The 20,485-nt window shown below is 67.2% G+C and carries 21 protein-coding genes; 17 read left to right on the forward strand and 4 right to left on the reverse strand.

Annotation, left to right across the window (positions count from 1 at the left end; genetic code table 11):
• Positions 1-63: 63 nt before the first annotated feature.
• The 9 genes from prfB to ACI766_RS06440 all read left to right on the forward strand — a co-directional run bounded on the left by prfB (position 64) and on the right by ACI766_RS06440 (position 8,274).
• A protein-coding gene (prfB, locus tag ACI766_RS06400) for a peptide chain release factor 2 (protein WP_010895661.1) occupies positions 64-1,159 on the forward strand; the annotation gives its coding sequence in 2 pieces (ribosomal slippage) (positions 64-135 and positions 137-1,159; 1,095 coding nt in all).
• A 177-nt stretch (positions 1,160-1,336) separates the two neighbouring features.
• On the forward strand, positions 1,337-2,842 hold the full coding sequence (gene lysS / locus ACI766_RS06405; RefSeq protein WP_003103728.1) for a lysine--tRNA ligase: 1,506 nt from the start codon (positions 1,337-1,339) through the stop codon (positions 2,840-2,842).
• Between the two features lie 211 nt (positions 2,843-3,053).
• Positions 3,054-3,767 (forward strand): TetR/AcrR family transcriptional regulator, encoded by a 714-nt coding sequence (locus ACI766_RS06410; RefSeq protein WP_003092520.1) that lies wholly within the window; start codon positions 3,054-3,056, stop codon positions 3,765-3,767.
• A 96-nt stretch (positions 3,768-3,863) separates the two neighbouring features.
• Complete coding sequence (locus ACI766_RS06415; RefSeq protein ID WP_003103725.1) at positions 3,864-4,415, forward strand: hypothetical protein; 552 nt, start codon at positions 3,864-3,866, stop codon at positions 4,413-4,415.
• An 8-nt stretch (positions 4,416-4,423) separates the two neighbouring features.
• Positions 4,424-5,719 (forward strand): flavohemoglobin expression-modulating QEGLA motif protein, encoded by a 1,296-nt coding sequence (locus tag ACI766_RS06420; RefSeq protein ID WP_003092515.1) that lies wholly within the window; start codon positions 4,424-4,426, stop codon positions 5,717-5,719.
• A 68-nt stretch (positions 5,720-5,787) separates the two neighbouring features.
• Positions 5,788-6,534, forward strand: coding sequence for a TIGR00266 family protein (locus tag ACI766_RS06425; RefSeq protein WP_003113847.1), 747 nt, complete (start codon positions 5,788-5,790; stop codon positions 6,532-6,534).
• Complete coding sequence (locus ACI766_RS06430; protein ID WP_003103721.1) at positions 6,531-7,436, forward strand: alpha/beta hydrolase; 906 nt, start codon at positions 6,531-6,533, stop codon at positions 7,434-7,436. Before ACI766_RS06425 ends, ACI766_RS06430 begins: the two co-directional genes overlap by 4 nt.
• Positions 7,433-7,756, forward strand: a complete 324-nt coding sequence (locus ACI766_RS06435; RefSeq protein ID WP_003092509.1) for a hypothetical protein — start codon at positions 7,433-7,435, stop codon at positions 7,754-7,756. The genes ACI766_RS06430 and ACI766_RS06435 overlap by 4 nt, the downstream gene beginning before the upstream one ends.
• Positions 7,753-8,274, forward strand: a complete 522-nt coding sequence (locus ACI766_RS06440; protein WP_003163253.1) for an O-acetyl-ADP-ribose deacetylase — start codon at positions 7,753-7,755, stop codon at positions 8,272-8,274. Before ACI766_RS06435 ends, ACI766_RS06440 begins: the two co-directional genes overlap by 4 nt.
• Positions 8,275-8,349: 75 nt before the next feature.
• Here the strand turns inward: ACI766_RS06440 and ACI766_RS06445 are convergent, their stop codons facing one another.
• From ACI766_RS06445 to ACI766_RS06455, 3 genes are all read right to left on the reverse strand, one after another.
• Positions 8,350-9,135 carry an OmpA family protein gene (locus tag ACI766_RS06445; RefSeq protein ID WP_003092499.1) on the reverse strand — a complete coding sequence of 262 codons (786 nt, stop codon included), beginning with the start codon at positions 9,133-9,135 and terminating at the stop codon, positions 8,350-8,352.
• Between the two features lie 48 nt (positions 9,136-9,183).
• Positions 9,184-9,588: a DUF4398 domain-containing protein gene (locus ACI766_RS06450; RefSeq protein ID WP_003092495.1), complete on the reverse strand. Its 405-nt coding sequence runs from the start codon at positions 9,586-9,588 to the stop codon at positions 9,184-9,186.
• A 379-nt stretch (positions 9,589-9,967) separates the two neighbouring features.
• Positions 9,968-12,184, reverse strand: a complete 2,217-nt coding sequence (locus ACI766_RS06455) for a heavy metal translocating P-type ATPase (RefSeq protein WP_003117471.1) — start codon at positions 12,182-12,184, stop codon at positions 9,968-9,970.
• Between the two features lie 113 nt (positions 12,185-12,297).
• Here ACI766_RS06455 and cadR point away from each other — a divergent pair, with 113 nt between their 5' ends.
• The gene (cadR, locus tag ACI766_RS06460) at positions 12,298-12,768 is read left to right on the forward strand and encodes a Cd(II)/Pb(II)-responsive transcriptional regulator (RefSeq protein WP_003103716.1); all 471 of its coding nucleotides are present in this window, start codon (positions 12,298-12,300) and stop codon (positions 12,766-12,768) included.
• 8 nt (positions 12,769-12,776) lie between these two features.
• On the opposite strand, the gene ACI766_RS06465 is transcribed toward cadR, so the two are convergent.
• Positions 12,777-13,121 (reverse strand): hypothetical protein, encoded by a 345-nt coding sequence (locus ACI766_RS06465; protein ID WP_003092488.1) that lies wholly within the window; start codon positions 13,119-13,121, stop codon positions 12,777-12,779.
• 206 nt (positions 13,122-13,327) lie between these two features.
• On the opposite strand from ACI766_RS06465, the gene ppc reads away from it, so the two are divergent.
• The 7 genes from ppc (at position 13,328) to ACI766_RS06500 (ending at position 20,459) form a co-directional block, all read left to right on the forward strand.
• Positions 13,328-15,964, forward strand: coding sequence for a phosphoenolpyruvate carboxylase (gene ppc, locus ACI766_RS06470; RefSeq protein ID WP_003103713.1), 2,637 nt, complete (start codon positions 13,328-13,330; stop codon positions 15,962-15,964).
• A gap of 160 nt (positions 15,965-16,124) precedes the next feature.
• Positions 16,125-16,772: an adenylate kinase gene (gene adk, locus ACI766_RS06475; RefSeq protein ID WP_003092485.1), complete on the forward strand. Its 648-nt coding sequence runs from the start codon at positions 16,125-16,127 to the stop codon at positions 16,770-16,772.
• A 103-nt stretch (positions 16,773-16,875) separates the two neighbouring features.
• The gene (gene tsaB, locus ACI766_RS06480; RefSeq protein ID WP_003092483.1) at positions 16,876-17,556 is read left to right on the forward strand and encodes a tRNA (adenosine(37)-N6)-threonylcarbamoyltransferase complex dimerization subunit type 1 TsaB; all 681 of its coding nucleotides are present in this window, start codon (positions 16,876-16,878) and stop codon (positions 17,554-17,556) included.
• A gap of 73 nt (positions 17,557-17,629) precedes the next feature.
• Positions 17,630-17,977, forward strand: a complete 348-nt coding sequence (locus ACI766_RS06485) for a hypothetical protein (RefSeq protein WP_003453667.1) — start codon at positions 17,630-17,632, stop codon at positions 17,975-17,977.
• Between the two features lie 18 nt (positions 17,978-17,995).
• Positions 17,996-18,862 (forward strand): DUF72 domain-containing protein, encoded by an 867-nt coding sequence (locus tag ACI766_RS06490; protein WP_003098658.1) that lies wholly within the window; start codon positions 17,996-17,998, stop codon positions 18,860-18,862.
• 72 nt (positions 18,863-18,934) lie between these two features.
• Positions 18,935-19,759 carry an isocitrate lyase/PEP mutase family protein gene (locus ACI766_RS06495; protein WP_003098657.1) on the forward strand — a complete coding sequence of 275 codons (825 nt, stop codon included), beginning with the start codon at positions 18,935-18,937 and terminating at the stop codon, positions 19,757-19,759.
• Positions 19,760-19,763: 4 nt separating this feature from the next.
• Complete coding sequence (locus ACI766_RS06500) at positions 19,764-20,459, forward strand: extensin family protein (RefSeq protein ID WP_023087095.1); 696 nt, start codon at positions 19,764-19,766, stop codon at positions 20,457-20,459.
• The last annotated feature ends 26 nt before the right edge of the window (positions 20,460-20,485 follow it).

Here is a 20,485-nt window from a genome sequence, read left to right on the forward strand (position 1 = left end):
GTGGGGCGCAAGTGCAGTATACTTCGCAGCTTTTCGACGTTTTCCCGCGAGTGAGCGCCAGCCATGGAAATCAACCCGATCCTCAACAGCATCAAGGACCTCTCCGAGCGCACCCAGACCATTCGGGGGTATCTTTGACTACGATCAGAAGCATGATCGCCTGGTCGAAGTAAACCGCGAGCTCGAAGACCCCAACGTCTGGAACAACCCCGAATACGCCCAGAACCTCGGCCGCGAGCGCGCCCAGCTGGCGCAGGTGGTGGAAACCCTGGACGACCTGACCAGCGGCCTGGCCGACTCCCGCGACCTGCTGGACATGGCGGTCGAGGAAGACGACGAGGGTGCCGTCGACGACGTTGCCAACGAAGTCGAGCGTCTGCGCGAGATCCTCGAGAAGCTGGAGTTCCGCCGCATGTTCAGCGGCGAGATGGACCCGAACAACGCCTACCTGGACATCCAGGCCGGCTCCGGTGGCACCGAGGCCCAGGACTGGGCCAACATGCTGCTGCGCATGTACCTGCGCTGGGCCGACAAGCACGGCTTCGACGCCACTATCATCGAGCTGTCCGAGGGCGAGGTCGCCGGCATCAAGGGCGCCACCGTGCACATCAAGGGCGAGTACGCCTTCGGCTGGCTGCGCACCGAGATCGGCGTGCACCGCCTGGTGCGCAAGAGTCCGTTCGACTCCGGCAACCGTCGCCACACCTCGTTCACCGCGGTGTTCGTATCGCCGGAAATCGACGACAACATCGAGATCGAGATCAACCCGGCCGACCTGCGCATCGATACCTACCGCTCCTCCGGCGCGGGCGGTCAGCACGTGAACACCACCGATTCGGCGGTGCGGATCACCCACGTGCCGACCAATACCGTGGTGGCGTGCCAGAACGAACGCTCCCAGCACGCCAACAAGGACACCGCGATGAAGATGCTGCGGGCCAAGTTGTACGAGCTGGAAATGCAGAAGCGTACCGCTGCGTCCCAGGCCCTGGAGGACTCCAAGTCCGACATCGGCTGGGGCCACCAGATCCGCTCCTACGTGCTCGACCAGTCGCGGATCAAGGACCTGCGTACCGGTATCGAGCGCAGCGACTGCGACAAGGTGCTCGACGGCGATCTAGACGAATACCTCGAAGCCAGCCTCAAACAGGGGCTGTAAAGCTGCTGCGCCTGGCCAGGCCGCGTTGGAAAATGGTTCGGACTGCTCGTTTACGATCGTGAACGCCGCGTCCTCGCCATTTCCCGCCTTGCCTGGCCGGCGTTCGCTACGCTTTTCGCCCCTGTTGCGCAATCCGTTTCCACAGGCAAGAGAGCCTAACCAGGAACCACCAAGACCATGAGCGACCAACAACTCGACCAGCACGAACTGCAACAGGAAGAAAACAAGCTGATCGCCCAGCGCAAGGAAAAACTTGCCGCCGTGCGCGAAGCCCGGGCCATCGCCTTCCCCAACGACTTCCGCCGCGACGCCTACTTCGCGGACCTGCAGAAACAGTACGCCGACAAGACCAAGGAAGAGCTGGAAGCCGCAGCGATCCCGGTCAAGGTGGCCGGTCGGATCATGCTCAACCGCGGTTCCTTCATCGTCCTCCAGGACAGCAGCGAGCGCCTGCAGGTCTACGTCAACCGCAAGACCCTGCCGGAAGAAACCCTGGCCGAGATCAAGACCTGGGACCTGGGCGACATCATCGGCGCCGAAGGCGTGCTGGCCCGCTCGGGCAAGGGCGACCTGTACGTCGACATGACCAGCGTGCGCCTGCTGACCAAGTCGCTGCGTCCGCTGCCGGACAAGCACCATGGCCTGACCGACACCGAGCAGCGCTACCGCCAGCGCTACGTCGACCTGATGGTCAACGAGGAAACCCGCCACACCTTCCGCGTGCGCTCCCAGGTCATCGCCCACATCCGCCGTTTCCTCAGCGAGCGCGGTTTCCTCGAAGTGGAGACCCCGATGCTGCAGACCATCCCCGGCGGCGCCGCGGCCAAGCCGTTCGAGACCCATCACAACGCGCTGGACATGGCCATGTTCCTGCGCATCGCCCCGGAGCTGTACCTCAAGCGCCTGGTGGTCGGCGGTTTCGAGAAGGTCTTCGAGATCAACCGCAACTTCCGTAACGAAGGCGTCTCGACCCGGCACAACCCCGAGTTCACCATGCTCGAGTTCTACCAGGCCTACGCCGACTACGAAGACAACATGGACCTGACCGAGGAACTGTTCCGCGAACTGGCCCAGGCGGTACTCGGTACCACCGACGTGCCCTACGGCGACAAGGTCTTCCACTTCGGCGAGCCGTTCGTGCGCCTGTCGGTGTTCGATTCGATCCTCAAGTACAACCCGGAGATCACCGCCGCCGACCTCAACGACGTCGAGAAGGCGCGGGCCATCGCCAAGAAGGCCGGCGCCAAGGTCCTCGGCCACGAAGGCCTGGGCAAGCTGCAGGTGATGATTTTCGAGGAACTGGTGGAGCACAAGCTGGAGCAGCCGCACTTCATCACCCGCTACCCCTTCGAGGTTTCGCCGCTGGCCCGCCGCAACGACGAAGACCCGAGCGTCACCGACCGCTTCGAGCTGTTCATCGGCGGCCGCGAGATCGCCAATGCCTATTCCGAGCTGAACGACGCCGAGGACCAGGCCGAGCGCTTCATGTTGCAGGTCAAGGAGAAGGACGCCGGCGACGACGAGGCGATGCACTACGACGCCGACTTCATCAATGCCCTGGAATACGGCATGCCGCCGACCGCCGGCGAAGGCATCGGCATCGACCGCCTGGTGATGCTGCTGACCAACTCGCCGTCGATCCGCGACGTGATCCTGTTCCCGCACATGCGCCCGCAGGCCTGAGCGCCGCAACAGTCCATGGAAAAGCCGCCTTCGGGCGGTTTTTTCATGGCCGCGCGGTGTCCCGGCCGCCGGGCCAGGGGCCGATAGCCGCCGATCCGCCGGCTGACCACGGAAGGTGCGGGTGGGATCGGAGCTTCCCCGATAGCGGCCGATTGATTCCACGCGAAAAAGTCCGAACAATGCCCCATCGTCCGCGAGCGGAGGAAACACCGTGTCCCGAGTAGCTCCCAGAGACAGCGCCGCGCAGGCCGCCAGCGCGGTAGCCGAAAGCGTTCGTTACCAGGGCCGCAAGGCCAGCCGCCAGGGCAGCGAGCAGCGGCGCCAGGCGATTCTCGATGCCGCCATGCGCCTGATCGTCCGCGACGGCGTACGGGCCGTGCGCCACCGCGCGGTGGCCGCCGAGGCCCAGGTGCCGTTGTCGGCCACCACCTACTACTTCAAGGACATCGACGATCTCATCACCGACACCTTCGCCCTCTTCGTCGAGCGCAACGCAGAGGCGCTGTCGGCGTTCTGGAGCAGCGTGGAGGGCGACCTCCAGGAGATGGCCGCGGTGCTGGCCGACGACCCCGGCGCCCGTGGCTCGCTGGTGGAACGGATCGTCGAGCTTGCCGTGCAGTATGTCCAGGTCCAGCTCACCGAGCGCCGCGAGCACCTGCTGGCCGAGCAGGCCTTCCGCCAGGAGGCGTTGCTCAACCCGCGCCTGCGCGAACTGGCCGATGCCCACCAGCGGATTCTCTCCCTCGGCGCCGTGCATTTCTTCCAGGTGCTCGGTTCCGGGCAGCCCGAGCAGGACGCCAAGGTGTTGACGTCGATTATTCTGCAGATGGAATATCAGGGCCTCGTGGACGGGGTCGAGCAACTGGCCGTGGACGAAATGCGCGCCATACTCAGACGGTACCTGAATCTGGTCATGGGCCTGTGACCTGAGCGTCAACCCCGCCATGGCGGGGTTTTTCATACCCGAACCTTCCCTCGGCCAGCCGGTCGCAGGTTGCGGAGGGTTCCTAAGGAGCGTGTGATGAAAGCCTGGCGTTGCCTGGTGGTCCTGAGTTTCCTGCTGTTGGGCGGTTGCCTGGTCACCTTCAAGGAGCCGATACCGCCGCGCGAGGCGGCGCCGAGCCATCTGCTCGGGACCTGGAGCCGCGAGAACGAGTGGAAGGAAGAACAATTCCTGGAGATCACCCGTTCCGGCAGCAATGTCTACCGTGCGCTCAGCTACGTGGACAGCAAGGACAATACCGAGAGCCTGGAAGACTACGGCTTCACCGTCTCCCACCAGGGCAAGCGCTGGTACCTGTCGGCCGGCCTGCCGAAGAGCCTGGGCGGCAACTTCATCATCGCCGGCTTCGAGATCACCGACGGTGACGAGCTGGTGATCTACAACCTCGACGTCGAGCGCATCGTCGAGGACCTCGGCGCCGGCCAGCTCGACGGCGAGACCGTCGACAGCGATCAGGGCAAGGGCGCGCTGGTGCGCAGCCCGTTGGCGAAGGTCTTCGCCTACCTGAACGATCCCGCCAATTCCGACGTGTTCGTCGAGGCCGCCCGCTTCCAGCGGGTCACCCAATGAGATTGCCGATGAGCCAGCGCAAGGCGCAGAACGACTACCAGAAGATCATCCGCTCCCTGTCCGATCGCATCGTCGAGGCGCAGACGCCGATCCGCGTGCTGGATGCGATCAAATGGGACGACGGGATCCGCCAGGACTTCCTCAAGGGCCGCGGCAAGCATGCGCCGAAGGTCGACCGCGGCTACTACGACAGCCGCCCGCTGGCCTTCGACGCCAGCGCCAAGAAGCAGGAATTCCAGAACATCGAGCGCGACATCACCCGCCAGTTGGGCCAGTTCAACCCGGTCGGGCAGATCATGCGGCGGATGTGCAAGGAATACCGGATGGTCATTCGCATGCTCGAGGCGCGCGGCACCCCGGACCTCGGGCTGATCTCCCAGGAACTCTACGGCTCGGCCTCGGACGCCTTCCATGCCGGCGATCCGACCCTGGCCGACCTCGGCCTGATGCTCTCCGACTACCTGAACAACATCGCCGACCGCGGCGATCTCAAGGATGAACCCAAGACCCTGACCGCCAAGGAGGTCGTACCGATCCTCCAGGCGCGGCTGAACACCGTGTTCGGCGAGGAGGAGGGCACCATCCGCGTGTTCGAGTCCGACGGCATCGTCGCCGACGCGGCGGCCGGCGCCGACTACATCAAGGTACGCGCCGACGCCCTGTTCAACGAGCGCGACGTGCGCGCGCTGGAGGTCCACGAGGGCCTGGTGCACGTCGGCACCACCCTGAACGGCCTGAGCCAGCCGATCTGCACCTTCCTCGCCAAGGGACCGCCGTCCTCCACCGTGACCCAGGAAGGCCTGGCGATCCTGATGGAGGTGATCGCCTTCGCCTCCTACCCGACCCGCCTGCGCAAGCTGACCAATCGCACCCGGGCGATCCACATGGCCGAGGAGGGCGCCGATTTCCTCGACGTGTTCCACTTCTACCGCGAGCAGGGCTACAGCCTGGAGGACAGCTACCAGAACGCCAGCCGGGTCTTCCGCGGCTCGACCCCGGATGGCCTGCCGTTCACCAAGGACCTGTCCTACCTGAAGGGCTTCATCCTCATCTACAACTACATCCAGCTCGCCGTGCGCAAGGGCAAGCTCGAACAGATCCCCCTGCTGTTCTGCGGCAAGACCACCCTGGAAGACATGCGCACCCTGCGCCAACTGGTGGACGAGGGCCTGGTGGCGCCGCCGAAGTACCTGCCGCCGCAGTTCCGCGACCTCAACGCGCTGTCGGCCTGGATGTGCTTCTCGAACTTCCTCAACCACCTCAGCCTGGACCGCATCGAAGCGGACTACGCGAACATCCTCTGACCGTTCCCCGCCGTGCCGGTCTTTCCCGGTGCGCGCGGGCGGTCGGCCGGCAAGCAAGGAGAACGGCGATGGCCAGCCACGAACTCGACTACCGCATCCTCGGCGAATCCATGCAGACCGTGGAGATCGAACTCGACCCCGGGGAAACCGTGATCGCCGAGGCCGGGGCGATGAACTACATGACCGGCGACATCCGCTTCACCGCGCGGATGGGCGACGGCTCCGACGGCAGCCTGCTGGGCAAGCTGTGGAGCGCCGGCAAGCGCAAGCTCGGTGGCGAGTCGGTGTTCATGACCCACTTCACCAACGAAGGCCAGGGCAAGCAGCACGTGGCCTTTGCCGCGCCCTATCCGGGCAGCGTGGTGGCGGTGGACCTGGACGATGTCGGCGGGCGCCTGTTCTGCCAGAAGGACTCGTTCCTCTGCGCAGCCTATGGCACCCGGGTCGGCATCGCCTTCACCAAGCGCCTGGGCGCCGGTTTCTTCGGCGGCGAGGGCTTCATCCTGCAGAAGCTCGAGGGCGATGGCCTGGTCTTCGTCCACGCCGGCGGCACGCTGATCCGCCGCCAGTTGAATGGCGAGACGCTGCGGGTCGACACCGGTTGCCTGGTGGCCTTCACCGACGGCATCGACTACGACGTGCAACTGGCCGGCGGCCTGAAGAGCATGCTGTTCGGCGGCGAAGGATTGCTGCTGACCACCCTCAAGGGCAGCGGCACCGTCTGGCTGCAGAGCCTGCCGTTCTCGCGCCTGGCTGGGCGCATCTACGACGCCACCTTTCGCGCCCGCGAAGAGGTAAGGACCAACAACGGATGAAGCGCCTGCTGATCCCGCTGCTGGTACTCGGCGCGCTGTTCCTCGGTGGCTGCAGTTCGCTGCTGTTCTATCCCGAGCCGGTGGTGCAGATCACTCCGGCGCGCGCCGGGCTGGAGTACCGCGACGTCACCCTGACCACCGCCGACGGCGTGCGCCTGCGCGCCTGGTGGCTGCCGGCGAAGAAAGGCGTGCCGGTGAAAGGCACCGTGCTCTACCTGCACGGCAACGGCGGCAACCTGTCCTGGCACCTCGGCGGCACGTGGTGGCTGCCCGCCGAGGGCTACCAGGTGCTGATGCTCGACTATCGCGGCTACGGCCAGTCGGAGGGCCAGCCGGGACTGCCGGAGGTCTACCGCGACATCGACGCGGCGTTCGCCTGGCTCGACCAGGCGCCGGAGGTGAAGGGCACCGAGCGCGTGCTGCTGGGGCAGAGTCTCGGCGGCGCGCTGGCGATCCACTACCTGGCCGAGCATCCGCAGCGCCAGGGCCAGTTCAAGGCGCTGGTGTTCGACGGGGTACCGGCGAGCTACCGCGGCATCGCCCGGCACATGCTGGACGGTTCCTGGCTGACCTGGCCACTGCAGGTGCCGCTGTCCTGGCTGGTGCCCGACGACGACAGCGCCATCCATTCGGTGGCGCGGCTTTCTGGCGCACCCATGCTGTTCTTTCACAGCATCGACGATACCATTGTGCCCCTCGAGAACGGCATCGCCCTGTACCGCCAGGCGCGGCCGCCGAAGGTCCTGCAACTGACCCGAGGCGGCCACGTGCAGACCTTCGCCGAAGCGACCTGGCAGGAAGTGATGCTGCGCTTCCTCGACGATCCCCATGGCTTCACCGGCCTGCGCCGGCTGGCCGAAATCCCGAACCGCGAATCCGCGAAACCCGAAGGCAATCCATGAGCGACCGTAACGTACTCCCCTGCATCCTGACCGGCATCGGTACCATCTTCGTCACCGTCGGCGTGCTCTGGTACTACGGCTACCTGCATTTCGCCAAGCCGCAGGACGCCCTGTTGCTGGCCGACTTCACCATGCTGAAGAGCCTGCCCGGCGAAGATGTGAAGCTGTCCCTGGAGCCGGCCAAGCAGGTCGCGCAGTGCATCGATGGCGTCCTGGTGCTGTTCGACACCGAGCAGAAGGGCCTTTCCGGCGTGCTGGTGGACAACAGGAAGCACGCCGTGCGCTGCGCCGGACAGGAAGTCCCGCAGGAAGTGAAATGACCGAGGTCCGCGTCTGGCAGGGAGACATCACCCGTCTTGCGGTGGATGCCATCGTCAACGCGGCGAACTCCTCGCTGCTCGGTGGGGGCGGTGTCGACGGCGCCATCCACCGCGCCGCCGGTGCCGAACTGGTGGCGGCCTGCCGCCTGCTGCACGGTTGCAAGACCGGCGAGGCGAAGATCACCCGTGGGTTCCGTCTGTCGGCGGCCCACGTGATCCACACCGTCGGCCCGGTCTGGCGCGGCGGCGACAACGGCGAAGCGGAGCTGCTGGCCAGCTGCTACCGGCGCAGCCTGGCGCTGGCCGAGCAGGCCGGGGCGGCCAGCGTCGCGTTCCCCGCCATCAGCTGCGGCATCTACGGCTATCCCTTGGAGCAGGCCGCGGCCATTGCCGTCGAAGAGGTCTGCCGGCAACGCCCGGCGCACAGCAGCCTGGAGGAAATCGTCCTGGTTGCCTTCGATAGCTCGATGGCCGAGCGCTACCAGCGCTTGCTCGGCGAGCGGCCTGTGGCCCGCTGATACCTGGAAAGCTCAAGCCCCGCCCATGAAAAAGCCCCGCCGGATGGCGGGGCTTTTGGGCTTCCGTAGGGCTTATCAGCCGCTGACGGAGGAGCGTGGCGCGACCGGCTTGGCGTCGTTGGAAATGGTGACTTCCACCCGACGGTTCATGGCACGGCCGGAGCTGGTGCCGTTGCTGGCCACCGGATATTCCTTGCCGTAGCCACGGGTGGCTACGCGTTCCGGGCTGATGCCGCGGCTGAGCAGGGCCATGCGCACCGAGTCGGCACGACGCTCGGACAGGCGCTGGTTGTAGTTGGCGGAACCGGTGCTATCGGTGTAGCCCTCTACGATCACCTGGCGCTCCGGGTTCTGCTGGAGGAACTCGGCCAGTTGCTGGATGTTGCGCATGGCGCCGGGCTTCAGGTCGGACTTGTCGAGATCGAACAGAACGTCGCCGAAGGTCACCATGGTGCCGCGCGAGGTCTGCTTGGCATTCAGTTGGCTACGCAGCTTGTCCAGTTGCGCGGTGCGCGCGTCGAGGCGGGCCTGGGCGCGCTGGGCGGAGGCGTTCTGCAACTGCGCCTCGGCATTGCGCAGGACGATGGTCTGCTTGGCCAGTTCGATGCGCTGGTTGGTCAGGTAGGCCAGTTGGTCCACGTCGCGCTGGTCTTCGCCATCCTGGTAGGCCTTGTCGGCCTTGGCCAGCCAGTCGCCGGCGTCCTTGGTTTCCAGGGCCGCGACCTTGGTCGCGTCGGGCTGCGACTGCAGCGCGGAGAAGTTGCTGCGGGCCTGTTCCAGGTTGGCGTTCGGCGGCGTGGAGCAGGCGGCCAGCGCCAGGGCCAGCAGGGATACGGCGGGGAGGGCAATGTACTTACGCATAGGGGTCATCCTTAATCACGAATCGACGAAAGAAGGGCGGAATCCGGCTTAGTGCTGCGTATCGCGCATGCCTTCCTCACGCAGTTCCATGACGCCCTGCTGGGCATCCTTCACGGCTTTCTGCGCCTTGGCGGCCTGGGTCTTGCGCTCGGCGACCCGGGCGTCCCACTCGGCCTGCTGCGCCAGGCGCTTGGCCTGGTCGTATTCCTTGTCGTTCATGGCGATGCGCGCCTGGCTCAGCTTGTCCTGAGCGGACTTCATCTCGACCGGGGCATATTCCGGGCCGCCGGCGCTCACCGCGTTATTCACCGCGGATTCGGTCACGGCGAACTGCTCGGTCGGCGGGTTGCCGGCGCAGCCGGCCAGGACCAGGCTGCTGCCTACGGCCAGCAGGGCCAGCTTGAGGCCACGCAGGGAACCGGTGTGTTGCTTGCTCATCGCTTTTTGCTCCATGGGAAATTTCCTCTGACAGGGATGCTGATTCCTTGGCTTTCATCTCTGGCCATTACCGTGGGCGCGTTTCCGGCCCTCCGGTCTTTTCTTCCTGCTCACTGAGCAAGCCTCTGCCAGGCCTCTGTTTCAGGGGCTTGGCGATTGGCCATGTACTTTTAGTGACTCCCCCGCTGGTTCAGGGGTTCAAAAAAAAATCTGAAATTTTCTGACTGAACAGTCGGCTTCCGGCGTGGTCGCAGAACGCCACCTCTGCTCACTAAAGCCCGTCCTACAGGGCTCTAGTCCACGAAACGCACAACTGCCGCAGCGCTCCAGGACGGAACACTCGGGCAGAAAAAAGCCCCACCTGAGTGGGGCTGGAGGAGGCCAGTGGGGCCTTTTAGAAACGCTTGCGCAACAGTCGCAGACCGTTGAACACCACCAGCAGGCTGGCGCCCATGTCGGCGAATACCGCCATCCATAGGGTGCCTTCGCCTGCCAGGGTAAGGGCGAGGAACACCGCCTTGATGCCCAGGGCCAGGGTGATGTTCTGGACCAGGATCGCGTGGGTGGTGCGCGACAGCCGGACGAATTGCGGCAACTTGCGCAGGTCGTCGTCCATCAGCGCGACGCCGGCGGTCTCGATGGCCGTGTCGGTGCCCGCCGCGCCCATGGCGAAGCCGATGTCGGCGCGGGCCAGGGCCGGCGCGTCGTTGATCCCGTCGCCGACCATGCCGACCCGCGAGCCGTCGGCCTGGCGCGCTTCCACTTCACGCAGCTTGTCCTCCGGCAGGAGGTTGCCGCGAGCTGCGTCGATGCCTACCTGGGCAGCGATGGCGGCTGCGGTGTGCGGGTTGTCGCCGGTGAGCATCAGGGTCTTCACGTCCAGCGCGTGCAGCTCGCGGATCGCCTCGCGGCTGCTGTCCTTGACCCCGTCGGCGACGGCGAAGAGGGCCCGCACGCGCTGCGGATCACACAGCGCGATGACCGTCTTGCCCTGGCGCTCCAGGGCGTCCAGGCGCTCTTCCAGGGCCGGCGAGCAGAGGCCCAGTTCCTCCACCAGGCGATGGTTGCCGAGGTGGTAGAGGACGCCGTCGATGCGTCCGCTGACGCCTCGTCCCGGCAAGGCAGCGAGGTCCTCGACCACGCCCAGGGCAAGGCCGTCCTCTTCCGCTGCGTTGGCCACGGCGCGCGATACCGGGTGGTCGGAACGCGCGGCCAGGCTGGCGGCGAGCAGGCGCGCATCCGTCCCGTCAGCCTCCGCGATCGGCAGGTAGTCGGTCTGTTGCGGTTTGCCATGGGTGATGGTGCCGGTCTTGTCGAGGGCGACCCAGGACAGCTTGCGCCCGAGTTCGAGGAACACCCCGCCCTTGATCAGGATGCCCAGGCGCGCCGCGGCGGAAAGGCCGCTGACGATGGTCACCGGGGTGGAGATCACCAGCGCGCAGGGACAGGCGATCACCAGCAGCACCAGGGCGCGGTAGATCCAGTCCAGCCAGGCGCCGCCGAACAGCAGCGGCGGCAGCACCGCGGTGGCGAGGGCGATGAGGAATACCACCGGGGTGTAGACGCGGGCGAAACTGTCGACGAAACGCTGGGTCGGTGCGCGGGAACCCTGGGCTTCCTCCACGGCGTGGATGATCCGGGCCAGGGTGCTGTCGTCGGCGCGGCGGGTGACGCGGTACTCCAGCGCGCCCTCGCCGTTGATGCTGCCGGCGAACACCGGCTCGCCGACCTCCTTCTCCACTGGCAGGCTTTCGCCGGTGATCGGCGCCTGGTTGACGCTGGAGCGGCCGCTGGTCACCTCGCCGTCGAGGGCGATGCGTTCGCCGGGCTTCACGCGCACGGTGGCTTCCAGTTCCACTTGCTTGGCCGGCAGCTCCTTCCATTCGCCGCCGACCAGCACGGTGGCCTGTTCCGGAGCCAGTTGCAGCAGGCCGCGGATGGCGTTGCGCGCGCGATCCAGGGACTTCGCCTCGATCAACTCGGCGATGGCGAACAGCACGCTGACCATCGCCGCTTCCGGCCACTGGCCGATGAGCACGGCGCCGGTCACGGCGATGCTCATCAGGGCGTTGATGTTCAGGTTGCGGTTCTTCAGTGCGATCCAGCCCTTGCGGTAGGTCGGCAGGCCGGCGCCGAGGATGGCCAGCAGGGCGAGGCCGGCGACCACCCAGTCCGGCGCCAGGCCGAACCATTCGACGATCTCCGAGGCCAGCGCCATCGCGCCGGCCAGGGCCAGCGGCCACCAGGGTTTCGCCGGCGCTTGCGAGGGGCCGTCGGTATTTTCGCCGGCATCCAGCGGCACCGCTTGCATGCCGAGGCCGGCGATCAGCTTCTGCAGCGGCTCGACGCTGTCGAAGCGATGCTGGACGCGCAGCAGGCGCTGCATCAGGTTGAATTCCAGCGACTCCACTGCCGGCTGGCGACCGAGGGCGTCGCGGATCAGGCGCTCCTCGGTCGGGCAGTCCATCGCTTCGATGCGCAGGTCGCTCCAGCGCAACTCGGCGTTGCCGGCCAGGGTTCCGATGGCGGCCACCGCCGGGCGAGGCGCGTGGCGGTGCCCATGATCATGTCCGTGACCGTGACAGCAAGTGTCGGCGTGTTCGTGGCTCATGGAAACAATTCCCGTTTGACGTGTTGGGTGCGATTGCACACCCTGTAGCAACTACAGAGTCAAGCGGTACTGCCAATTCGGGTAGCCGCGTCGGCGATTGGAGGAGGGTTGGCATGAAGATCGGTGAGCTGGCGAAGAGAACCGGTTGCCCGGTAGAGACCATCCGCTACTACGAGCGCGAAGGCCTGTTGCCCGAGCCCGCGCGTAGCGAAGGCAACTATCGGCAATACACCCTGGCGCATGTCGAGCGCCTGTCGTTCATCCGTCACTGCCGCTCGCTGGACATGACCCAGGAGGAAATCCGTACCCTGCTGGCGTTGCGCGACCGTCCCGAGGCGGATTGCGGCACCGCCAACCGGTTGATCGACGAGCACCTGCATCACGTCGAGGTGCGCATCGCCGAACTCCAGGCATTGCGCGAGCAACTGCGGGATCTCGGCTCACGCTGTACGGTCGCCGGCAACAGCCAGGCCTGCGGCATCCTCCGCGAACTGGAGCAGCCCGCGCCGCTGTCGCCAATCGCCGAGGAATGCGCCGAGGCCGGGCACATGCACGTCCCCGGCGTGCACCGCCGGCATGGCTGAAGCCGCGCTCAGTGACTGGAGGTGTCCTGTTGCGCGACCAGTTCGTGCAGGTACTTGCGCGAGAGCGACAGGAAGCGTGGGGTAGGGCCGACATCCTCATACAGCGGATCGCCCTGTTCGTCGGTGGCCACCACCTGACTCCCCTTCACGTAGGGAAAGCTCGCCTCCAGTTCTTCCAGGGCGGCGCCGACCAGCTCGCCCAGTAGTTCCTCGACGCTGCGCCGCGGATACATCTCGTGCAGCGCGGCGAGGCGCGCGGCGCTTTCGACGTCCAGCGGGATGCTGTAGTGGTTGCGGGCCATGCGGCCCTTGGCGGTGTGTTCCCAATGGCGGACAAGCTCACGGATCTTCATGCTGACCTCTTCAGCCCGGTCGTGGCGGGCGTGCTGGGGGGCCCTCGTGGGGCCGTGCCTCGGTGCGGGCACTTCCTTCAGACTAGACCCGATCGGCGCCGGCAGCCTCGCTTCCGGCCCGGCGGCGCCGTACTGGCACCCTGCGGGCTTGTAAGCGCGGGGGCGCCTGAGCCAAGCTGGTTTCCCACCCGCAGTGGAGACAGGTCATGCCGGAAATCGATGCGCGCCTGCGCGAGGACGTCCACCAACTGGGCGAATTGCTCGGCGACACCATCCGCGAGCAGTACGGCCCGCGGTTCCTCGACAAGATCGAGCTGATCCGCAAGGGCGCCAAGGCTGCCCGCCGCGGTTCCGCGGAGGGCGCCCAGCAGCTCACCGCCACCCTCGACGGGCTCGAGGAAGACGAACTGCTGCCGGTGGCGCGGGCCTTCAACCAGTTCCTCAACCTGGCCAATATCGCCGAGCAATACCACCGTATCCGCCGGCGCCGGCCGAACGAGCCGGAACCCTTCGAGAACCTGGTGCTGGAAGAGCTGCTGGGGCGTCTCAAGGACGCCGGGCATGCCCCCGGGCAACTGGCTCGCCAGCTCGCCGGGCTGGAGATCGAACTGGTGCTGACCGCCCATCCCACCGAGGTGGCGCGGCGCACGCTGATCCAGAAATACGATGCGATCACCGCGCAGCTGGCGGCCAAGGACCATGCCGACCTGCTGCCGGAGGAGCGCAGTCGCATCCAGCAGCGCCTGCAGCGGCTGGTGGCCGAGGCCTGGCATACCGACGAGATCCGCAAGGTCCGGCCGACCCCGGTGGACGAGGCGAAATGGGGCTTCGCGGTGATCGAACATTCTCTCTGGCAGGCCTTGCCGAACGTCCTTCGGCACGTCGACGAGGTACTCCTGCGCAGCACCGGCGAACGCCTGCCGTTGACCGCCGCGCCGCTGCGCTTCGCGTCCTGGATGGGGGGCGACCGCGACGGCAATCCCAACGTCACCGCCAGCGTGACCCGCGAGGTCCTGCTGCTGGCGCGCTGGATGGCCGCCGACCTGTACCTGCGCGATATCGACCGACTGGCCGCCGAGCTGTCCATGCAGCAGGCCTCGCCGCAGCTGCTGGCGCGGGTCGGCGATAGCGCCGAGCCCTATCGCGCCCTGCTCAAGCAATTGCGCGAGCGCCTGCGCGTGACCCGCAACTGGACCCACCAGGCCCTGGCCGGCGAGGTGCCGGCCGCGGAGGGCGTCCTGGAGCACAACCGCGACCTGGTCGAGCCGCTGCAACTGTGCCACGAGTCGCTGCACGCCTGCGGCATGGGCGTGATCGCCGATGGCGCGTTGCTCGACTGCCTGCGCCGCGCCGCCACCTTCGGCCTGTTCCTGGTACGCCTGGACGTGCGCCAGGACTCGGCCCGCCATGCCGCCGCGCTGAGCGAGATCACCGAGTACCTGGAGCTGGGCAGCTACGACGAGTGGGACGAGAAGACCCGCCTGGAATTCCTTCTCGAGGAACTGAACAGCCGCCGCCCCCTGCTGCCGGCGCACTACCAGCCTTCGGCGGATACCGCCGAGGTGCTCGCCACCTGCCGGGCGATCGCCGCCGCACCACCGGCGTCGCTGGGGTCCTACGTGATCTCGATGGCCGGCCAGCCGTCCGACGTGCTGGCGGTGCAACTGCTGCTAAAGGAAAGCGGCGTCGACTGGCCGATGCGCGTGGTGCCGCTGTTCGAGACCCTCGACGACCTGGACAACGCCGGCCCCTGCATGGAGCGCCTGCTGACGCTGCCGGGCTACCGTTCGCGGCTGTCCGGGGTGCAGGAAGTGATGATCGGCTACTCCGATTCGGCCAAGGACGCCGGTACCCTCACGGCGGCCTGGGCGCAGTACCGGGCGCAGGAGAAACTGGTGGAGATCTGCCGCCAGCACGAGGTCGAGTTGCTGCTCTTCCACGGCCGCGGCGGTACCGTCGGTCGCGGCGGCGGGCCGGCCCACGCGGCGATCCTGTCGCAGCCGCCGGGTTCGGTGGCCGGGCGCTTCCGGGTCACCGAACAGGGCGAGATGATCCGCTTCAAGTTCGGTCTGCCGGACATCGCCGAACAGAACCTCAATCTCTACCTCGCCGCGGTGCTGGAAGCGACCCTGATGCCGCCGCCGGCTCCGGAGCCGGCCTGGCGCGCGCAGATGGACCGCCTGGCGAAGGACGCGCTGCTGGCCTACCGCAGGGTGGTGCGCGACGATCCGCAGTTCGTCGAGTATTTCCGCCTGGCCACGCCCGAGCAGGAACTGGGTCGCCTGCCGCTGGGCAGCCGCCCGGCCAAGCGCCGCGAAGGCGGGGTGGAGAGCCTGCGGGCGATTCCCTGGATCTTCGCCTGGACCCAGACGCGCCTGATGCTGCCGGCATGGCTTGGCTGGGAGACCGCCTTGCTGAACGCCATCGAGCGTGGCGAGGGCGCGCTGCTCGGGCAGATGCGCGAGCGATGGCCGTTCTTCACCACCCGCATCGACATGCTGGAAATGGTCCTGGCCAAGGCCGACGCGGATATCGCGCGGCTCTACGACGAACGTCTAGTGCCGCTCGAGCTGCGTCCGCTGGGGCGTCGTTTACGCGACCTATTGTCGCAGGCGGTGCGCGTGGTGCTGGGACTGACCGGGCAGTCGCTGCTGCTCGCCCACGCCAGCGAGACCCGCGAGTCGATCAGCGTGCGCAACAGCTATCTAGACCCGCTGCACCTGCTCCAGGCTGAGCTTCTGGCCCGTTCGCGGCGCTGCCGGGGCGACGCCTGCGGCGGCCTGGAGCAGGCGCTGCTGGTGACGGTCGCGGGGGTCGCCGCCGGACTGCGCAACACCGGATGAGGGAAGGCGGGGGGCAACTTTCGGTGTCTTGTGCGGTGGGGGGGCGCTGTGTATCTTGGACAGCCTTTTCGGCGCCATACAGTGCCGTTTCCTGCAAATACGAGATTGGCCCCACGAGGCGGATCCAGACTTTCGCTTACCAATTCTAAGGAGCATATCGATGCGTGTGATTCTGCTCGGGGCACCCGGTGCCGGCAAAGGCACCCAGGCACGGTTCATCACCGAGAAGTTCGGCATTCCGCAGATCTCCACTGGCGACATGCTGCGCGCCGCAGTCAAGGCCGGCAGCCCGCTCGGCCAGCAGGTGAAAGGCGTGATGGACAGCGGCGGCCTGGTATCCGACGACATCATCATCGCCCTGATCAAGGAACGCATCACCGAGGCCGATTGCGCCAAGGGCTTCCTGTTCGACGGCTTCCCGCGGACCATCCCGCAGGCCGAAGCGCTGAAGGACGCCGGTGTGACCATCGACCACGTGGTCGAGATCGCCGTCGACGACGAGGAGATCGTGTCGCGTATCGCCGGTCGTCGCGTGCATCCGGCCTCCGGCCGCGTGTACCACACCGAGCACAACCCGCCGAAGGTCGCCGGCAAGGACGACGTTACCGGCGAAGAGCTGATCCAGCGCGAGGACGACAAGGAAGAGACCGTGCGTCACCGCCTGTCGGTCTATCATTCGCAGACCAAGCCGCTGGTCGACTTCTACCAGAAGCTGTCGGCCGCCGAAGGCACCCCGAAATACCACAGCATCGCCGGCGTCGGCTCGGTCGAGCAGATCACCGCGAAAGTGCTTTCGGCCCTGAGCTGATCCGCAGCGCTGTAGCACCGACGGCCCGCTTGCGGGCCGTCGGCGTTTCCGGGGCGGCGAAGGCTGGTACAATCGGCGTCTTTTTCACCACGCGGAACCGTCGATGTCCACTCTGTTGGCCCTGGATACCTCCACCGAAGCCTGCTCCGTCGCCCTGCTCCACGAGGGGCGGGCGCTCAGTCACTACGAGGTGATCCCGCGCCTGCACGCCCAGCGCCTGCTGCCGATGGTCCGCGACCTGCTCGACGAGGCCGGCGTCGCCCTGTCCGCGGTGGACGCCATCGCCTTCGGGCGCGGTCCGGGCGCCTTCACCGGCGTGCGCATCGCCATCGGCGTGGTCCAGGGCCTGGCCTTCGCCCTGCAGCGCCCGGTACTGGCGGTCTCCGACCTGGCGATCCTGGCCCAGCGGGCCTACCGCGAGCAGGGTGCGGAGCGGGTCGCCGCGGCCATCGACGCGCGGATGGACGAGGTCTACTGGGGTTGCTACCAGTTGCAACAGGGCGAGATGCGCCTGGCCGGCAGCGAAGCGGTACTGCCGCCCGAGCGGGTCGCCGTACCGTGGGACGCCGCTGCCGCGGACTGGTTCGGCGCCGGCACCGGCTGGGGCTACGTCGAGCGCATGCCGCAGCGCCCGGCCGCGCTGGACGCGAGCCTGCTGCCGCATGCCGAGGACTTGCTCAGCCTGGCCGGCTTCGCCTGGGCGCGCGGCGAAGGCGTGGAGGCGGAACAGGCGCTGCCGGTGTACCTGCGCGACAACGTGGCGACGCCGAAAAAAGCGCCCTGAAAATGCCGCGCAGCGGTAATTGCCAAGCCTTTCGGGGCTGGCTAGAGTGTGGAGACTTCCCCGGGTTTTGATCATGCGTATCGACGGACTTTCTTCCTCTTCGTTGCCGCTGGAGCGCAGCGCCCGACCGGGCTCCGCGGTCACGCCGTATCGCGACATGCAGCGCGAGGTCGAGGCGCGGCGCGAGCAGCCGGCGCCGGTTTCCGGCAGCCAGGGCTTCGAGCAGGCGCCGCAGGCGCGCAAGGTCCAGGCCAGTTCGGCGGGCGGCGACAGCCTGCCGGTCAGCGCCCGCGACCTGCTGGCGTTCCAGCGCCCGGTAAGCAGCCATGCGGCGATGGCCCTGGCCAGCTACAACTCCACCGCCAGCCTCAACATCGACGCCGGCGCCGAGGATGTCCTCGGCCTCGACCTCTACGCCTGAGCGGTTCCCTGCGCTCCCGTGGTTTCCCTTCCTTATTTCCTCGGTTGTCCATCCTGGAACGAGGCGGCCTGGCGCGGCAGCTTCTATCCGCGCGAATTGCGTTCCGCCGACTACCTCGGACACTACGGCGGCATCTTCAACGCGGTCGAGGGCAATACCACCTTCTATGCCCGGCCTTCGGCGGAAACCGTGCGGCGCTGGGCCGAGACGATGCCGGCGGGGTTCCGCTTCTGTGCCAAGTTTCCCCGCGATATCAGTCACGAAGGCGACCTGCGCGAACGGCTCGAGGCCGCCGGCGACTTCCTCGAACTGCTGGCGCCGCTTGGCGAAAGGGTCAGCCCGCTGTGGCTGCAACTGTCGGCGGCGTTCACCCCGCAGCGCCTGGGCGAACTGCTGTATTTCCTCGATGAGCTGAGTCCGCGACGGATTGCCGTGGAAGTACGCCACCCGGCGTTCTTCGACAAAGGCGAGGACGAGCGCCTGCTCAACCGCCACCTGCGCGAGCGTGGCGTGGAGCGCATCTGCCTGGATTCGCGGGCGCTGTTCAGTTGCCGTTCGGACGATCCGGCGGTGCTCCACGCCCAGTCGAAGAAGCCGCGCCTGCCGATCCGTCCGGCGGCCTTCAGCGATACGCCACAGGTGCGTTTCATCGGCGGTCCCGACCTGCCGGCCAACGAGGTGTTCCTTTTGCCCTGGGTCGACAAGGTGGCCGACTGGATCGAGGCCGGCCTGACTCCATACGTATTCCTGCATACCCCCGACAATCACCTGGCGGCCCAGCAGGCCCAGCGTTTCCATGCGCTGCTGGGCCAGCGCCTGCCAGGCTTGCCGGCGCTACCCGAGCCGATCCCGGCCCCGGAAGTGGAGCAACTGGGCCTGCTCTGAGCGCGGCGCTCGACGCTCCGCCGGCCTGCGCCTAGGCTAGGGAGTCCTTTCCCCGCCACGGAGCCCGCCGCCATGACCAGCCAACGCCAACGCGCCGAACGTTTCCGCGACCTGCACCAGGGGCCCGGCATGCTGGTCCTGCCCAATCCCTGGGATGCCGGTTCGGCGAAGATGCTCGCCAGCCTCGGCTTCGATGCCCTTGCCACCACCAGCGCAGGCCTGGCGTTCTCCCTGGGCCGGCGCGACGCGGAAGGCGCGGTGAGCCGGACCGAGGCGCTGGAAAACGCCCGGGCGATCGTCGCCGCCACCGATCTGCCGGTCGCCGCCGACCTGGAAAACGGCTACGGCGATGCTCCGCAAGACTGCGCCACGACCATCCGCCTGGCCGCCGAGGCCGGTCTGGTCGGTGGTTCCATCGAGGATGCCAGCGGGCGCGCCGGACAGCCCATCTATGAGTTCTCCGCCGCGCTGGAGCGGGTCGCTGCCGCGGTCGAGGCTGCCCGTGCGTTGCCATTTCCGTTCACCCTCTGCGCCCGCGCGGAGAACTTCCTGCATGGTCGCGAGGATCTCGACGACACCCTGCGGCGTCTGCGCGCCTACGCCGATGCCGGCGCCGATGTGCTCTACGCGCCCGGTTTGAACCGCCGCGAACAGATCGTCGCGGTGCTCGAAGCGGTGGCGCCGAAGCCGATCAACGTGCTGGTCGGTTCGCCGCGCCTGGAGCTGTCGCTGGACGAGCTGGAAGCCCTCGGCGTCAAGCGCGTGAGCCTGGGCTCGAATCTTGCCCGGGTCGCCTTCGGCGCTTTCCATCAGGCGGCGCAGGCGCTGGCGCGGCGCGACCTGGAAGCGACCCGTGCGGCGATGCCTTTCGACCGCATCAACGACCTGTTCCGCTGAACCCGTGCGCCGCCTGGCCTGGTTGCTGCCATTACTGCTGCTGGCGGGGGCCGTCGGCGCCCTGCGCTACCAGTGGCTCGATCTGCCGGCGCGCTGGAATCCCTGGCTGCCGCTGGACGTGCGCGAACCGCCGAACCTGCTGACCCGCTACAAGCTATGGCGGCTGGCCGACGACCGGAGCCTCTGCGACGCCGCCCTGGCCTCCTCGCAACTGCGCTACCAGCGGGTAGCCGACGACCCGCCATCGGCTACCTGCCCGTTGAGCAACAGCCTGCGCGTGCGTGGGGCGGCGCTGGAGTTGAGCAGCAGCTTTCTCGCCAGTTGCCCGCTGGCGGTGAGCTATGCGTTGTTCGAGCGGCACGTGCTGCAACCGGCAGCCCTGGACATCTATGGCCAGCCGCTGGCGCGGGTCGAGCATGTCGGCAGCTTCGCCTGCCGCAACGTCTACAACCGCGAGGACGGTCGGCGCAGCCAGCATGCCTCGGCCAATGCCCTGGACATCAGCGGCTTCCGCCTGGCCGACGGGAGGCGGATCCGCCTGGCCACGGACTGGGCCGGCGAGAGCGCCGACGGGCGCTTCCTGCGCCGCGTGCGGGACGGCGCCTGCGCCAGTTTCAATGCGGTGCTGGGGCCCGACTACAACGCCGCCCACCGGGATCACTTCCACCTCGACATGGGCCTATGGCAGGTCTGCCGGTGAGCGCGCGCGGGCCAACTCTGGCAAAA

The sequence above is a fragment of the Pseudomonas sp. DL genome, from assembly GCF_047199225.1.
In the GTDB taxonomy this organism is placed as follows: domain Bacteria; phylum Pseudomonadota; class Gammaproteobacteria; order Pseudomonadales; family Pseudomonadaceae; genus Pseudomonas; species Pseudomonas aeruginosa.

Coding starts and splice junctions, on each gene's coding strand:
- lysS (WP_003103728.1), top strand. CDS start 1,337: ATGAGCGACCAACAACTCGACCAGCACGAACTGCAACAGGAAGAAAAC.
- ACI766_RS06415 (WP_003103725.1), top strand. CDS start 3,864: ATGAAAGCCTGGCGTTGCCTGGTGGTCCTGAGTTTCCTGCTGTTGGGC.
- ACI766_RS06420 (WP_003092515.1), top strand. CDS start 4,424: ATGAGCCAGCGCAAGGCGCAGAACGACTACCAGAAGATCATCCGCTCC.
- ACI766_RS06425 (WP_003113847.1), top strand. CDS start 5,788: ATGGCCAGCCACGAACTCGACTACCGCATCCTCGGCGAATCCATGCAG.
- ACI766_RS06430 (WP_003103721.1), top strand. CDS start 6,531: ATGAAGCGCCTGCTGATCCCGCTGCTGGTACTCGGCGCGCTGTTCCTC.
- ACI766_RS06435 (WP_003092509.1), top strand. CDS start 7,433: ATGAGCGACCGTAACGTACTCCCCTGCATCCTGACCGGCATCGGTACC.
- ACI766_RS06440 (WP_003163253.1), top strand. CDS start 7,753: ATGACCGAGGTCCGCGTCTGGCAGGGAGACATCACCCGTCTTGCGGTG.
- ACI766_RS06445 (WP_003092499.1), bottom strand. CDS start 9,135: ATGCGTAAGTACATTGCCCTCCCCGCCGTATCCCTGCTGGCCCTGGCG.
- ACI766_RS06450 (WP_003092495.1), bottom strand. CDS start 9,588: ATGGAGCAAAAAGCGATGAGCAAGCAACACACCGGTTCCCTGCGTGGC.
- ACI766_RS06455 (WP_003117471.1), bottom strand. CDS start 12,184: ATGAGCCACGAACACGCCGACACTTGCTGTCACGGTCACGGACATGAT.
- cadR (WP_003103716.1), top strand. CDS start 12,298: ATGAAGATCGGTGAGCTGGCGAAGAGAACCGGTTGCCCGGTAGAGACC.
- ACI766_RS06465 (WP_003092488.1), bottom strand. CDS start 13,121: ATGAAGATCCGTGAGCTTGTCCGCCATTGGGAACACACCGCCAAGGGC.
- ppc (WP_003103713.1), top strand. CDS start 13,328: ATGCCGGAAATCGATGCGCGCCTGCGCGAGGACGTCCACCAACTGGGC.
- adk (WP_003092485.1), top strand. CDS start 16,125: ATGCGTGTGATTCTGCTCGGGGCACCCGGTGCCGGCAAAGGCACCCAG.
- tsaB (WP_003092483.1), top strand. CDS start 16,876: ATGTCCACTCTGTTGGCCCTGGATACCTCCACCGAAGCCTGCTCCGTC.
- ACI766_RS06485 (WP_003453667.1), top strand. CDS start 17,630: ATGCGTATCGACGGACTTTCTTCCTCTTCGTTGCCGCTGGAGCGCAGC.
- ACI766_RS06495 (WP_003098657.1), top strand. CDS start 18,935: ATGACCAGCCAACGCCAACGCGCCGAACGTTTCCGCGACCTGCACCAG.